The organism is Microvirga sp. GN3, assembly GCF_055792825.1.
Genome location: NZ_JBVVAK010000029.1, coordinates 1 through 12,907, shown reverse-complemented (window position 1 = coordinate 12,907; position 12,907 = coordinate 1). Strand labels below are relative to the sequence as shown.

The window sequence follows — 12,907 nt, the reverse complement described above, 5'->3', positions numbered from 1 at the left end:
GGCTCCAGCAGCGGTACGCAACATGCCCCTACGTGCCGGACGCTGATCGGTAGCCGGGAGAGAGTACGCTAGACTTGCTCTCGTGAGCCATTGGCTTGCTCGATTGCGCCTGTTTCGTTGAGGGGACGGCACTGGATGGAAATGATTACGTCATTGAAATATCCCGCTTCCTCGTTCGCTCGCTCACGAACCCACTCATCCGGCAATAACTCGGAGGAAGTGGATCGAAATCGACGGTTCCTCAGACAGACCGCCGCTGCGAATGCCGATGCGCCGCAGGTGACGAAAATTGTCATGCTGACGAAGAAGCAGGTGAAGTCGGTACCGTCCGAGGTATCGGCGGTGATCATATAGGTGTCGTGCAGGGCGAACAGCACCATACCCACCAAGGCGCCGCAACAGGCGAACTCGATCGGATCCTCTCTCCTGCGCGATGCAGGTTTCATCGTGCCGCTCCCAGGGAATCGATCATGGGTTGCCGAGAGTTCCGGCTAACCCCGAAAGTGTCGCGACCGGTTCGATCAATGCAGCGTCTGCAGGCAATGAGCGGCTTCCCAGACGAACGCGACGGCGGCAGCCAGTTCGTCTTCGTCGAACTCATGCCAGCCGATGCTGTCGATCTCCGCGCCGCTTGTCTGCGAGTGGAGTTTCAACCAGAACGGCGGCAGGCCAGCCATCGCAGCCTCGGCGTCCTCCGTCAGGCTGACATCGAGGCTGCCGAGCCGGACGACCGTCACCGTCCGGGCGGATTCCAGGTGATCCGGCCCGACGGCGAGCTGAACATAGGCACGGATGATCTTCTGCTCGATCCAGTCGGGGTTGAACTCAGGACAAACGGCATCGGTCGCGCCTATCGTGCGCAGATGGGACATTCCACTCTCCATCGGATTTGCGACAACCGGCGGCAAACAGCCGAACACATTGGGACTGCACAATTCAGCGACCGTCCCTACCCATGATGTCGATGGGAATGTTGATAGCGGAGACATCCTGCGAATGAATTGCTATCGTGGGACAAAGGCTTGTTGGATGGGGTCACCAGCATGCCGCCGGCGCGGATCTTCGTGGGCGAATGATGCGGTCATCCGGGCGAACACACCGTAACGTGCCTCCCAGTGCGGGCGGACTCATGACCAGACTTGCCGTCGCTCGCCTCGTCGCGGCCGGCATCGATCCTGCTCCCCTTCTCGACCAGACCGGAATCACATCCGCAAAGATCGACGATCCCGATGCCTGGCTGGCGGCGGACGGGCAAGTCATGCTCCTGAATCTGGCCGCGGATGCGCTGCAGGATGATCTTCTCGGATTTCACCTGGCCCAGGAATTCGATCTCCGACAGGCCGAACTGCTCTATTACGTTCTCGCCTCGTCCGAGGCTCTCGGCGACGCTCTGACCCGGGCCGAACGGTATTGCTCCATCGCCAACGAAAGCATCGTGCTGCGTTACATATCCGGGACCATGGCTGGGATCCGCTTCAACTATGCCGGCATTCCACGGCACTTGGACCGGCACCAGATGGAATTCTGGATGACGGCCATGGTGCGGATCTGCCGCCGCCTGACGGGCCGCGACATCAGCCCCATCCGCATGTCCATGACCCACCCTCGCTGCGCGAGATCGACAGCCATCGAGGAATTCGTCAGCTGTTCCATTGCCTTTGGTGCCGGTGCGGACGAGGTCGCCTTCGCACGCGGCGTAGCCCAGCTTCGGCTGCGAAACGCCGATCCCTACCTGAACAAGGTTCTCGTCAGGCAATGTGAGGACGCCCTGGCCCAGCACGAGCGGCTCGAAGGATCGTTCCAGGCGCGCGTGGAGAACGCTATCGCGCCATTGTTGCCGCATGGCAGGGCACGGGTGGACGACGTCGCGCGAGCCCTCGGCATGAGCCGGCGGACATTGGCGCGGCGTTTGGCGGAGGAGCACCTGAGCTTCACCGCCATTCTGGAGAGGGTCCGGCTCAACCTGGCGCATCACTACCTCAAGGATCCGGGCCTCTCGGTTTCGCGGATTGCCTGGCTGCTGGGCTTTCAGGAGACCAGTGCCTTCACGAATTCCTTCAGGCGGTGGACCGGCCTCACGCCGACGCAAATGCGCGCTCAGTCGAACGGTCATATGGAGGCTGATCCGTATTGAGCGCCAGGGCCGTGAGTGCCCATCCCTTACCTCGCGCTCGGCAAAACGGCGCCTCGATTGGGCGTCTCGGTATTGTCATGGGGCTGCTGGGATTGACAGAGAGACGGTCCGGCAGGCTATCGGTGATCGTATCGGCCTTGTGAAACGTTGAATCGCTTCGCAAAAGCCGAAGGAGTTCATCGGCCCGGACGGCTCACGCATTGCCGTGGCGAATCGACCCGGGCCGCGCCGGATGGGCGGTGCAGTGGGAGGAACCGAGTTTTGGTCAAGCGGATTGGTTCAAAGGCGTGGCGGGTCCAGGTGTCGGATGATGGTGCGATCATCGCTCTGGGCATTCGTGCCGAAACGGGCAAGGAATACGAGGTTCTTCTGGGCGCGGTGGATTCCACCCCCATCGTGACGGACCTGCTCAACGAGATGGTGCGAACCCACCGGGACAAGCCGCCCCGGACCTTTGCCGCAGATGCCGGGCCGAACCATGCCAAAAGCGTGCCGGTGCAGCCTTTGAGCACACGGGTCGAGCAGAGCGGCGAAAGACCCGTCCTCGTCCTGGACTTCGGCGGAACGGTCCTGAAGGTGGCAATCGACCCTGCCCAACTGCAGCAGGCTCTGTCCACTTCCTAATCTATTTCGACAGGTCCCGATGCCCCGGGCGCTTTCGAACCTTTGCCCAGGGTTGGCCGTTGCACGTCTAGAGCCTTGGATCGAAAAGTGGATTTGCACTTTTGGGATCGATCCGATGCTCTTTTCTTTGATGTGCGCGTCGTTTCCGCGGCCCTCCGGATCCGCACGATGCGCTAGTCTCATGCGGAGGGATGCGCCATGGCCTACGATACAGACGACAAGCCCGTCCTGCTGATCAAGAAGCTCGGGGGCGTTCTCCTCCTCATCTGCGGCCTCGCGCTCATGACGCTGGGCTACAGCGGGGACTCGACCGGACTGATCGTCCTCGGACTCCTCGCCGCCGCAGCAGGCGCGGTCCTGCTCGTGCTCAAGATCGTTCGGCGCAATCAAGGCCGTGAAGTCTGATCGGCGCCGGAGAGACCCTTGATCGCTGGAGTGGATCCGATGCTCCCTCCTATAAGTGGCGCATCGTTCGGCGCGGCCCTCTGGGTCCGCACGATGCGCTAGATCAAGCGGGCCTATCCAAGGCTTATTCGCTATCGCCAGCTTCCCAGAGGCGGCTATTTCGCGACCCGGGAAGGGTTGGACTCTTTTCAGAAGAGGTTCGCGCGGGCTTCAGACCGCTGCGCACATAGACCTGATGATTTTGGCGTAGGATGTGCGCCGTCTCTCACCCGTATGCGGCACCATTTGCGGGAGCCGAAGACAGCATGCAGGGCTTCTCGCTCCAGTGTCGGCGTTGGTCCGATGCGGCCTTCAAGGAAGGTTCGCGGTGTTATCCTGCGGAAAGTCCGCATGCCGCTCACAAGCCGACATTCTCTACAATCGGATCTGGGGGCGAGTTCTTTTAGCCCGTGTTCCGCTGTATACTACCGCTACTCCGTACATGGGGTCCCGGCTTTTCAATCCTGCAGCCCTATCGCGCGGCCCTTCAAGACAACTCCCACAGCCATCGCGGCAACAAGGACAGCGATGCTGCGGAAGAGGCCCTCGTATCCATATGTTGCAATCACGGGCGTGCTGACGAGCGGCGAACAGAACTGGCCGATAAACACTGAAGCAGTCAGGACACCGCCGGACACCCCCCTCCGCTGGGGCGGAGCAAGCCCCAAGGCAAGGGTCACGAAGCTCGGCGAGACCAATGCATAGCCTGCACCGATAGCCGCGGCTGCCGCGAACCAGGCCAGAGGCGTCGCAGCAAAGGCCAGCAACAAGAAACCGAGGGCCATTGCGCCATAGCCCAGAGTGAAGACGCCAACGTAGCCTGTTGCTCGCCGGACCCGGCCGTACAGCAGCGCGAGGCTGCCGCCTGAAAGCATCAGGACGCCGAGCGCTGAGCCGGTCATCACTGGGCTGTCATAGCCCGCCTCTTCGAAGAAGAACGACAACTGCGTCGGCATGACAAAAAAGATCATGTTCGTCGCCGCCTGGAGAAGCACGAGCAATCCGAAGGCGAAGCCCCATGATGAAAGTTCTGGGGCACTGTCCTCCGGCTTGGCATCAGTATTGGGAGAGGTCCGGGGATGATCGACGATGGCCTTCCAAATCAATGGCAGGAAGGCCGTGGCAACTCCGTAGATGACGAACGGCAGACGTGGCGAGACCATCGCGAACCATCCGGCGAGCGAGATGAAGGCGAGACCTCCGAAGTTCCGAGCCGATATCTGAAGTCCTGTCAGTGTGCTCCGGTCGTCGCCGGTGAAGTAGTCGCCGACGAGCGCGGTCTGGGCCGTCATGATGAGGGCGACAGCGACCCCTAAGGCCAGACGGCTGGCAAAGATGCTCGGAAGGTCGGGAAGAAGCAGCCCCGCACAGCCAGAGATCACGAAGAGAATGACCCCTGCAAGGAGCATCTGACGCCGGCTGTATCGGTCAGCAACGAGGCCGGTGAACGGCGCGAAGATGGCGACGCTGAATGAGGGTGCGGGCACCAGCAGGCGTACCAGCGTCGCAGCATGCGGATCATCCGCGAACAGGCGCTCGAGTCCGGGGAGGGCCGGACTGATCGTGGCATTTGCCATGGTCGTGAGCGATGCCGCCATCAGCAGCGCCATCGCTCGCGGATCTCGCCAGATCTGCGTCTGTCTCGGGATTGTAGTGATGGCCACCGCTTGCCTCTTGCTCAAATTGATGATTCGAGAGACGATACGACTTCAAGTCAACTTGAGGTCAAGTATGCGGATGCTGGATATCGGAGAGGTTGCCCAACGATCGGGCGTGCCGCCCTCGACGCTACGCTACTATGAGGAGATTGGCTTGATCCGATCCATCAGCCGGCATGGGCTACGGCGGCAATTCGATGCCGACGTCCTCTTGAAGCTGTCCCTGATCGAACTCGGGAAAACGGCAGGCTTCTCCCTCGCGGAGATTGCGGGCATGTTCAGTGCGGACGGCCGGCCCGACATTCCCCGCGATCAATTGCACGCCAAGGCAGATGATTTGCAGCGGCAGATGCTTGACCTACGGATGCTGCGGGACGCCCTTCGGCACGTTGCGGACTGTCCTGCCCCCACGCATCTGGAATGTCCAACCTTCCGCAAGCTCTTGAAAGCGGCGACGCGCAGACACTTCAGCCGTCCGACATCCAGCATCGGACGTCGAGGAAGCCATCGGCTGGGCGAATAGCTAGCGGATAGCTCCCAGGCATCAGCTCGAATGAAGTGTCTCAGAAAAGAGGGTCGACTTCGGGTCAACGCCGGAAGGCAGGTGAGCCTGTGCAAAGGTCCGTTGATGTTCACGTCTCGGACCTCGCGTCATTCCCTCAAATCCCCTCACCATCCTTGAACCACCATTCCCGCACGTCTCAGCCATCGCCTTCCTCTCGCTGGATGCGTTCGAGATGAGCGAAGAGTTGGTCACGCAGCTCTTGGAGGCTGTGACCTTTTTCTTGAGGTCGGGGTAATCGGGCGACGGGCAGGGGACGTGCTTGTCCATCTCGCCCAGCATGCGGTGGCGTAGATACCCGATGCGGTTTGTTCGCGGGGAACCGGGCCTGCCTGGGTGGCAGGCCCGGCCGATCCCGGTCAGAGCAGATTGGTCTCGACGTTGATGTTGCCGTGCGTCGCCTTGGAGTACGGGCAGATCGCGTGGGCCGCGTCGATCAGCGTCTGCGCGACCTCGCGCTCGATCCCCGGTACGCTGACGTTGAGGCGGGCCTGCAGGAAGTAGGCGCCGCCGTCGCGGATCAGATCGATCTCGGTCTCGACCGTCGGCAGGGTCGGGAAGGTGATCTTCCGTTGGGCGGCCGCCAGCTCGAGTGCACCAATGTAGCAGGCCGACCAGGCGGCGCCGAACAGGTTCTCGGCGGCCGGGTGCGGCTGGGACAGCTTGAGGTCGAGGAACCCGTCGCTGCTGCGCGTGCCGCCGTTGCGGCCGCCGATGTTGTGAGTCTTTCCGGTGAAGAGGACGTTCGCAGCCATGATGAAACCCTTTCTGTGTCGTTTAAATCGTATCCGATTAATTCGGATGCGATGCAAATACGCCTCGGGAAAAGGCATGTCAAGCACTTTCGATTTAATCGGATACGATTTATATTCGGGCAACAGCGACACCCGCGGAGAGGCCCATGCCCCAGACCCCAAGACCGCAAACTCCCACCAGGCCCAGGCCTGAGGCCCCGCAGGCCAGCGGCGACGGCCCGAAGCTGTCGAATTTTCTGTGCTTCGCGATCTACTCGGCCAACCTCGCCTTCGGCCGCGCCTACAAGCCGCTCCTGGACAAGCTTGGCCTGACCTACACCCAGTACATCGCCCTGGTGGCGCTGTCCGAGGCGGACGACCAGACCGTCGGAGCCCTCGGCGAGAGGCTGTTTTTGGAATCCAACACGCTGACGCCGATCCTCAAGAAGCTCGAGGCGAGCGGCTATCTCCGGCGGCACCGCGATCCCGCCGACGAGCGGCAGGTGCGGGTCAGCCTGACGCCGGCCGGCCGCCACCTGCTCGAGACGGATCCGGGCGCGGCGCTGGTCGACGCCATCGGGCTCGGAGCGGACTTTCCTGCCACGCAGAAGACCGTGGCACGAATCCGTGACAATCTCCTGCGCGCCACGCAGGCTAAATCCTGAGGCGCGGAGACACAGCCAGAGCGTCGAATGGTGGAGACTGCGAGAGGCAAGGGACGAGGCGCGTCCGACGCCGCCGCTTGCTCGCCACGCCGCCGAGGTATAGCCTGCTAGGGCGTGTATTTATAAAGGCGCTGATGCCGGCTTTAAGAGCTCAGCAGAATCTTCTGCTTGATTAAGCGCGTTGCCGGTTTGACCCAAACGCGGTCATCATGTTGCGTTTCGCGTGCGAGCAAATTCTTTGACAAGAGATGGGAGTTACCCGTGCCGCGTCGGCGCGTTTGAACGAACGCTCCTGAAGTCGAGCTGCAAATCGAAGCGGAGGAATGAGCATGACGAGAATTCCATCCTCGCTGATGATTGTTGCGTTGGTACCGGCCGTCTTGGGCGGTATCGCCATAGCCGCACAAGACAAGTACACGGTGCAAGTGCCCGATGGACTCGCATTCTCCGACTTCAGGGGATATGAAAGCTGGGAGGTCGTCTCCGTCGCGATGACCGACGCGACCGGCCCGGCGATGTCGGGCGAGGGCGATGCAGTGCTCAACGTGATCATGGCCAATCTGGCGATGATCGAGGCCTATCGAAACGGCGTTCCCGGTAACGGCACGAAATTCCCCGACGGCTCGAAGATTGCGAAGATCCAGTGGATACCGAAAAAGAGTGCCGAGTCACCCTTTTCCGTAAATGTGCCGGACACTCTGAGGAATGTTGCTTTCATTGAAAAGGACAGCAAGCGATTTCCGGACAGTGGCGGATGGGGATATGCCAACTTCAACTATGACGCTGCATCCAAGACGTTCACGCCCGATGGACAAGGCTCCAATTGCGGACACGCGTGCCACACAATCGTGGAGGCAAAAGATTTCATTTTTCACTCGTACCAGACGCGGTGAACACCTTCCCCAGCGGGCTTCAGGCCCCTCCGCGAGTCGCTCGGAAGATTGTGGCGCGTACGTTGCGCAAGGCGACATCAGGGTCCAGATGGGCATTCATCGATGGAACCAAACAAGCTCTTGGCATCCTGACGCTTAGGCTGGGAGCAGAAAGGAGATCGCCGTCCTGACGGGCGATCCCCATCCACGCGACTTCCGAGTTAGCGCATCGTGCGAAAAAGTGGATCCGGTTTTCCGCCCCGAACGATGCGCTACTTAAGGGATTGAGCATCGGATCGATCCCAAAAATGGAGTCCACTTTTGGGATCGATCCGATGCTCTAGACAATGGCGTCGGAGTTGAACTCACCCGGCTGGCCGGCGCCCACGACCGTAATGCCGGTCTCGAAATTGCCGGTCCCGTTCAGGTCCGCCAACAGATAGCCGGTATCGTCGGTTTCGTTGGCGAGGTAGACATAGGTCAGGCCCTCGTTGCTGTGGTTCTGGTTCGCCTCGGCGTGCGCCTCGTCCATCGAGGTCGCTTCGGTGGTCTCCCACACGAAATTGTCGGACGTCCCGGCGATCGGAAGATCAATCTTGTCGTTATCGCCGTTGTAGTGAAAATCGAGGATCCGGTCCGAGTGCGTAGAAGTGGACGGGCTCTCGTTGATCGCGTCATTGTAGTAGAACGTATCCTGACCCGTGCCGCCGATCATTTGGTCTGCCCCCAGACCGCCCATCAGAAGGTCACTGCCGTCCTCACCACCCAGGGTATCGTCTTCATCTCCACCGAAGAGCTCGTCGTTTTCGGTGTTGCCCCAGAGATAGTCCGGGCCCTCGTCGCCATAGAGACGGTCGGCTCCCGGTCCGCCGTCCAGATGGTCGGAACCTTCCTTGCCGAACAGGGTGTCGTTTCCGCCGCCGCCGTTGACCGTATCATCGCTCGAACGGCCCGACAGCGTTTCATCGGCCTCGGTACCATCGATGGTATGTGGGGTGAGTTCGCTGATCTCGGGACGAGTGCTCAGATCACTGGAGTAGGGGCGAAAAAAGGACATGCTGCTTTCCTCTGGTTGCGAGCGCGTTTCTGCTCAGCGAGCCCTATGCCAGAGGGGAGAAGAACGTGCTGTGATGCAGTTCACAGCCGTTGAGGGGCGACGCCCGGCGCCTCGTAAAGCCATAATGCCGATAAACGCATTTACGGAGCCGGATAGAGATGCATTTTCAGGCGGCCTCGACGTCCGTCTCCCACGCGGCGGGTATGGGCGCATTCACGTCGCATACAACTCCGGCAGGATCATAGGTGATGGCGACCTCACCCGCGAGTTCCAGCGCCAGGCTGCGCTCGATCAGGCGCGATCCGAAACCCTTTTGGGCTGGCGGCGACACCGGAGGGCCTCCACGCTCCTGCCAGCGCAAGGCGAGGTGTGGCGGATCGCCGGGCGTGACGGTCCACGTAATCGCCACTCGCCCCGTCGGGACGGAGAGCGCGCCGTACTTGGCCGCATTGGTCGCCAACTCATGCAACGCCAAGCTCAATGCCAGCGCTACCCTTGGTGTCAACCGTAGTTCCGGCCCGCCGATTTCGAAGCGTTGGCGCTGGTAGGGAGCAAGAACCTGGGCGACAACAGCCGCCATTTCGGCCCCGTCCCAGTTCTCGCGTGTGAGCAGGTCGTGAGCGCGGGACAGAGCTTGCAGCCGCGCTTCAAAAATCTCGCGCGCTCCAATGTCCAACGGGCCCGTGCGGAAGCTCTGCCGCGCGATGGCCTGCACGGTCGCCAGCGTATTCTTCACGCGGTGATTCAGTTCATGCACCAGGGTCTGTTGCAGACGCTCGGCCCGCTTGCGCTCGGTGATGTCGCGCGCGATCTTCGAGGCACCGACGACCTCGCCCTTGGCGTTCCTAACCGGCGAGATCGTCAGCGAGATCTCGACCGGACTGCCGTCCTTGCGCTGGCGAACGGTTTCGAAGTGATGGACGCTCTCGCCCCAACGGAGACGTTCGAGAATCTTCGGTTCTTCCTCCAGCCGATCCTCTGGAATCAGGATGGTGATCGGCTGTCCGATCACCTCCTCGGCCTGATAGCCGAAGAGCAGTTCCGCCCCTCTGTTCCAGCTTGTGATGATGCCGTTGAGATTCTTGCTGATGATGGCATCGTCCGACGACTCGATGATCGCAGCCAGCCACCGCTCGACCTCCTCGGCCTGCTTGCGCTCGGTGATGTCAACCACGGCACCGGGAAATCGTATTGGCTTCCCGGCTTTGTCGTAGAGGCACTCGCCGCGCGCCTCGATCCAGTGGATCGAACCGTCCTGGTGCAGAAGGCGATAGTCTTGAATGTATTTCTCGCCCGTTGCGATGGCCTGATTGACCGCATCGGCGATCCGGCTTCTGTCGTCGGGATGGATGCCGGCGAGATAGTCGGCAAGCGGTGCGCCCTTCTCGCCCTTCTTAGGATCGACGGAGAACATCGTCGCGAATCTCGCATCCGAGTAGAACCTGTCGGACGGAATGTGCCAGTCGAAGGTCCCGATCATTCCCGACGCGCTGAGGGCATGGGACACACGCTCCTGGGTTTTCGCCAGCGCCCGTTGCGCCAGGACACGCTCAGTCGTCTCACTGACGATGCACAGGACGCCCGCCACCGCGCCTGCCTCATCGTGAACCGCGGAGTAGGAGATGTCGAAGTATACGTCTTCGGGAGCATCGTGTCGTTCGATGTAGAAGGGCCGATCCTTGGCGAAGACCGTCTCGCCTGTGCGAAGCACGCTCTGGAGTAGCGGCTCAAGATCATCCCAGAGTTCGCTCCAGTTCTCCCGCGCCGGACGTCCGAGGGCTCGCGGATGCTTGTCGCCGATGGTCGGCGCGTAGGCGTCGTTGTAGAGCGCGATGAAGTCCGGTCCCCAGAACAACACGATCTGCGCCTTCGCGGGGAGCAGGAGGCTGACAGCGGATTTGAGACTTGGCGGCCACTCGGAAACCGGCCCCAGGCTGGTCTTCGACCAGTCGAACGCGCCGATGAGCGCGCCCATTTCGCCGCCACGGAGGAAGGCGGGGTCAAACGGAGGTGACTTCTTGTCCATCGCGGTTGTTCTTGTTCTGCTGATGACGGCTGGGCTCCACGCGGCGATCCTGTTCAGCCAACAGGCGCAGAGCGGCCCGAACGACCTCGCTGGCACTGCGGTAATGGCCGGTGCCGATCTTCTCGTCGATGAATGCGGTTAGTTCCCGCGTGAGCGACACGCTGCGAACGAACTTGGCGGGCACGGGAGGGCGATCCTGTCGAGGTCGTAAAAGTTAATACCCTTATAGGGCTTCCCCCAAGCGGAACAAGTAGCAACCGGGCTATCCCTGTCCCCGAACCGGTTCATATTCATTGCCTAGTGAAGGGCCTTAGAGGCTGACTGAAAACTCCCGGAACGCATCCTGTGGCTGCATCCTGGCAGGAATAGGAAGCTTAATCAGGCCCAAACGGGACAGATTTTCACCGTTTCAGGTGCGGGGAGCGCCAGGAAGACACCTCGGTGGCAGCGGATAGCCGCATTTTGAGTCAGACTCTTAGAGCTTCCAAAGCCGTCAGTTTAAATGGACGCCGCTATGCGACGGCTCCTGCCCAACAAAAGTACGATTTGCCAGTAGGCTGTTCGCCTTGGAAATTTTCTCCACCTAACAAGAAGAAAAGGTAGGTAGATGGAGCTGTCAGTCGGCGCTAAGGTGCGTGTGTATTTTTATCCTCCCAAGACGACGCGTAGTTTTGTTGAAGGGGTTATTGACCGTAACGACATCAATACTTTCCGGGGTCTGAGTTTCTCGCTCAAAACTACCCGAGAGGTTGTTCTGGGGCACGAGATCTCAACCCCTCGGAGCCTGCCTTACATCATCGCCTACGTGAAGGAAGACGATTTCGAGGGGCGGATCGAAGTCCTGGAGCCTGCCGTCCGACCCGCGGCAGAGCCGGTGGTCGAGGGTGTGTCCGAAGCCGAAGCAGATCATGTGCCCCAGACGGAGCCCAGCGAAAGCGTCGAAAAGCTTAGTCCCCAGGTTGAGACGCAGGTTGAGGCGGAAGTCGAACCGGAGTCCCAGACGCGGGGCTGGAGACGGCTGTTCAATCGGGCTGCCTGACGAGGGCCGATCGGCAGCCCGGTACCAGGCGCTGCCTTTTCAGCGGCTGTGATGCGAGCTGCGACGGCTCATGCTTTTCGGAAGGTTCGGCGCTATCATGTCGGACATGACCGACAAGCTGAAACGGCGGCTGACCACCGTGCTGTGTGCCGATGTAGAGGGCTATTCACGCCTGATGGAGACGGATGAGGCCAGCACATTGGAGACGCTGCGCCGCTATCGCACCGCCATGGCGGCACTGATCGAGCGCCATGACGGACGGATCGTCAACACCTGGGGTGACGCCGTCATCGCCGAGTTCGCCAGCGTCGTCGAGGCGGTGCAATGTGCCATTGAAACCCAGCAGGAGCTTGCCGCCCAAGACCCTCATCTGCCTGAGGCACAGCGCATGCGGTTCCGCATTGGCATCAATCTCGGCGACGTGATGGTCGACGGCTCGGACATTTACGGCGACGGCGTCAACATCGCGGCACGGCTCCAGGAACTGGCCGATCCCGGCGGGATCCTGATCTCCGGCCCGGTCTACGATCAGGTCCACAACAAGCTGTCCGTGGGCTTCGATTATCTCGGCCGGCAGCAGATGAAGAACGTGGCAGCTCCCGTGACGAGCTACCGGGTGACCGTCAATGGCACGATGGAAGAACGCCATGGCATCGTCAACGAGGTTGCCACGCAACCGGCTTCGGATGAGCGCCCACTGAAAAGGGGCGTGCGGTCGTCCTCCGATTGGTTCGCCAATCTTCCACGCCCTGTCGCGGCGGTCCTTGTCATCAGCGGGTTTCTATTTCTGATCAACGCCTTCAGTGGCCTGCACGAAATCTGGTTCCATTGGCCCACGACCGCGATGCTGTTGATCGTTGGCTTGTGGATGGTATTCCGGCGCAAGCCAACTCAAGAGCGACAGGAACAGCACCGAACAGGCCGCCGCGAGTGAGGGAGTAGCTCGCGCGTTCTGACAAGGCGTGCTTTAAGGCTTGTGGGGATTTATCGTGAATTGATGACGGCGGCTGCGAGATAGATCATGGCGGAGAAGCTTTGGTCGGTTTTGTCGGCTCTCATGGCAATGCGCTTGAACTCTTTGAGCTTGCAGAA

At 60.9% G+C, this 12,907-nt stretch carries 15 protein-coding genes; 8 read left to right on the top strand and 7 right to left on the bottom strand.

Features of this window, described 5'->3' with window-relative positions:
- Positions 1-68 precede the first annotated feature (68 nt).
- Entirely contained in the window at positions 69-446 is a 378-nt protein-coding gene (locus ACS5Q1_RS15780; RefSeq protein WP_473099106.1) for a hypothetical protein, read from the bottom strand.
- A gap of 75 nt (positions 447-521) precedes the next feature.
- Positions 522-872 carry a hypothetical protein gene (locus ACS5Q1_RS15775; protein ID WP_473099105.1) on the bottom strand — a complete coding sequence of 117 codons (351 nt, stop codon included), beginning with the start codon at positions 870-872 and terminating at the stop codon, positions 522-524.
- A gap of 257 nt (positions 873-1,129) precedes the next feature.
- Between ACS5Q1_RS15775 and ACS5Q1_RS15770 the strand changes: the two genes are divergently transcribed.
- The 3 genes from ACS5Q1_RS15770 (at position 1,130) to ACS5Q1_RS15760 (ending at position 3,163) form a co-directional block, all read left to right on the top strand.
- Positions 1,130-2,134 carry an AraC family transcriptional regulator gene (locus ACS5Q1_RS15770; protein WP_473099104.1) on the top strand — a complete coding sequence of 335 codons (1,005 nt, stop codon included), beginning with the start codon at positions 1,130-1,132 and terminating at the stop codon, positions 2,132-2,134.
- Positions 2,135-2,395: 261 nt separating this feature from the next.
- Positions 2,396-2,758: a hypothetical protein gene (locus ACS5Q1_RS15765; RefSeq protein WP_473099103.1), complete on the top strand. Its 363-nt coding sequence runs from the start codon at positions 2,396-2,398 to the stop codon at positions 2,756-2,758.
- A gap of 198 nt (positions 2,759-2,956) precedes the next feature.
- Entirely contained in the window at positions 2,957-3,163 is a 207-nt protein-coding gene (locus tag ACS5Q1_RS15760; RefSeq protein WP_473099102.1) for a hypothetical protein, read from the top strand.
- Positions 3,164-3,660: 497 nt separating this feature from the next.
- Here the strand turns inward: ACS5Q1_RS15760 and ACS5Q1_RS15755 are convergent, their stop codons facing one another.
- The gene (locus ACS5Q1_RS15755) at positions 3,661-4,866 is read right to left on the bottom strand and encodes an MFS transporter (RefSeq protein ID WP_473099101.1); all 1,206 of its coding nucleotides are present in this window, start codon (positions 4,864-4,866) and stop codon (positions 3,661-3,663) included.
- A gap of 67 nt (positions 4,867-4,933) precedes the next feature.
- Between ACS5Q1_RS15755 and ACS5Q1_RS15750 the strand changes: the two genes are divergently transcribed.
- The gene (locus ACS5Q1_RS15750; protein ID WP_473099100.1) at positions 4,934-5,383 is read left to right on the top strand and encodes a helix-turn-helix domain-containing protein; all 450 of its coding nucleotides are present in this window, start codon (positions 4,934-4,936) and stop codon (positions 5,381-5,383) included.
- Positions 5,384-5,781: 398 nt separating this feature from the next.
- Here ACS5Q1_RS15750 and ACS5Q1_RS15745 read toward each other — a convergent pair whose 3' ends face one another.
- Positions 5,782-6,177: an Ohr family peroxiredoxin gene (locus tag ACS5Q1_RS15745; protein ID WP_473099099.1), complete on the bottom strand. Its 396-nt coding sequence runs from the start codon at positions 6,175-6,177 to the stop codon at positions 5,782-5,784.
- A gap of 146 nt (positions 6,178-6,323) precedes the next feature.
- Here ACS5Q1_RS15745 and ACS5Q1_RS15740 point away from each other — a divergent pair, with 146 nt between their 5' ends.
- The gene (locus ACS5Q1_RS15740; RefSeq protein WP_473099098.1) at positions 6,324-6,821 is read left to right on the top strand and encodes a MarR family winged helix-turn-helix transcriptional regulator; all 498 of its coding nucleotides are present in this window, start codon (positions 6,324-6,326) and stop codon (positions 6,819-6,821) included.
- A gap of 329 nt (positions 6,822-7,150) precedes the next feature.
- The gene (locus tag ACS5Q1_RS15735) at positions 7,151-7,714 is read left to right on the top strand and encodes a cytochrome P460 family protein (RefSeq protein ID WP_473099097.1); all 564 of its coding nucleotides are present in this window, start codon (positions 7,151-7,153) and stop codon (positions 7,712-7,714) included.
- Positions 7,715-8,033: 319 nt separating this feature from the next.
- On the opposite strand, the gene ACS5Q1_RS15730 is transcribed toward ACS5Q1_RS15735, so the two are convergent.
- The 3 genes from ACS5Q1_RS15730 to ACS5Q1_RS15720 form a co-directional block, all read right to left on the bottom strand.
- Positions 8,034-8,750, bottom strand: coding sequence for a calcium-binding protein (locus tag ACS5Q1_RS15730; protein ID WP_473099096.1), 717 nt, complete (start codon positions 8,748-8,750; stop codon positions 8,034-8,036).
- Positions 8,751-8,916: 166 nt separating this feature from the next.
- Positions 8,917-10,776, bottom strand: a complete 1,860-nt coding sequence (locus ACS5Q1_RS15725) for a PAS domain S-box protein (protein WP_473099095.1) — start codon at positions 10,774-10,776, stop codon at positions 8,917-8,919.
- A complete protein-coding gene (locus ACS5Q1_RS15720) occupies positions 10,751-10,960 on the bottom strand; it encodes a type II toxin-antitoxin system ParD family antitoxin (RefSeq protein WP_473099094.1) in 210 nt (69 codons plus the stop codon). The genes ACS5Q1_RS15725 and ACS5Q1_RS15720 overlap by 26 nt, the downstream gene beginning before the upstream one ends.
- 423 nt (positions 10,961-11,383) lie before the next feature.
- Between ACS5Q1_RS15720 and ACS5Q1_RS15715 the strand changes: the two genes are divergently transcribed.
- Together ACS5Q1_RS15715 and ACS5Q1_RS15710 are read left to right on the top strand one after the other, a co-directional pair.
- Positions 11,384-11,815 (top strand): hypothetical protein, encoded by a 432-nt coding sequence (locus ACS5Q1_RS15715; RefSeq protein WP_203440767.1) that lies wholly within the window; start codon positions 11,384-11,386, stop codon positions 11,813-11,815.
- 97 nt (positions 11,816-11,912) lie between these two features.
- Positions 11,913-12,749, top strand: a complete 837-nt coding sequence (locus ACS5Q1_RS15710) for an adenylate/guanylate cyclase domain-containing protein (protein WP_473099093.1) — start codon at positions 11,913-11,915, stop codon at positions 12,747-12,749.
- Positions 12,750-12,907: the final 158 nt, after the last annotated feature.

Bases quoted from the DNA above. Each gene is read 5' to 3' on its own strand.
- ACS5Q1_RS15725 (WP_473099095.1), bottom strand. From the start codon at position 10,776: ATGGACAAGAAGTCACCTCCGTTTGACCCCGCCTTCCTCCGTGGCGGC.
- ACS5Q1_RS15710 (WP_473099093.1), top strand. From the start codon at position 11,913: ATGTCGGACATGACCGACAAGCTGAAACGGCGGCTGACCACCGTGCTG.
- ACS5Q1_RS15715 (WP_203440767.1), top strand. From the start codon at position 11,384: ATGGAGCTGTCAGTCGGCGCTAAGGTGCGTGTGTATTTTTATCCTCCC.
- ACS5Q1_RS15735 (WP_473099097.1), top strand. From the start codon at position 7,151: ATGACGAGAATTCCATCCTCGCTGATGATTGTTGCGTTGGTACCGGCC.
- ACS5Q1_RS15730 (WP_473099096.1), bottom strand. From the start codon at position 8,750: ATGTCCTTTTTTCGCCCCTACTCCAGTGATCTGAGCACTCGTCCCGAG.
- ACS5Q1_RS15760 (WP_473099102.1), top strand. From the start codon at position 2,957: ATGGCCTACGATACAGACGACAAGCCCGTCCTGCTGATCAAGAAGCTC.
- ACS5Q1_RS15740 (WP_473099098.1), top strand. From the start codon at position 6,324: ATGCCCCAGACCCCAAGACCGCAAACTCCCACCAGGCCCAGGCCTGAG.
- ACS5Q1_RS15750 (WP_473099100.1), top strand. From the start codon at position 4,934: ATGCGGATGCTGGATATCGGAGAGGTTGCCCAACGATCGGGCGTGCCG.
- ACS5Q1_RS15770 (WP_473099104.1), top strand. From the start codon at position 1,130: ATGACCAGACTTGCCGTCGCTCGCCTCGTCGCGGCCGGCATCGATCCT.
- ACS5Q1_RS15745 (WP_473099099.1), bottom strand. From the start codon at position 6,177: ATGGCTGCGAACGTCCTCTTCACCGGAAAGACTCACAACATCGGCGGC.
- ACS5Q1_RS15780 (WP_473099106.1), bottom strand. From the start codon at position 446: ATGAAACCTGCATCGCGCAGGAGAGAGGATCCGATCGAGTTCGCCTGT.
- ACS5Q1_RS15775 (WP_473099105.1), bottom strand. From the start codon at position 872: ATGTCCCATCTGCGCACGATAGGCGCGACCGATGCCGTTTGTCCTGAG.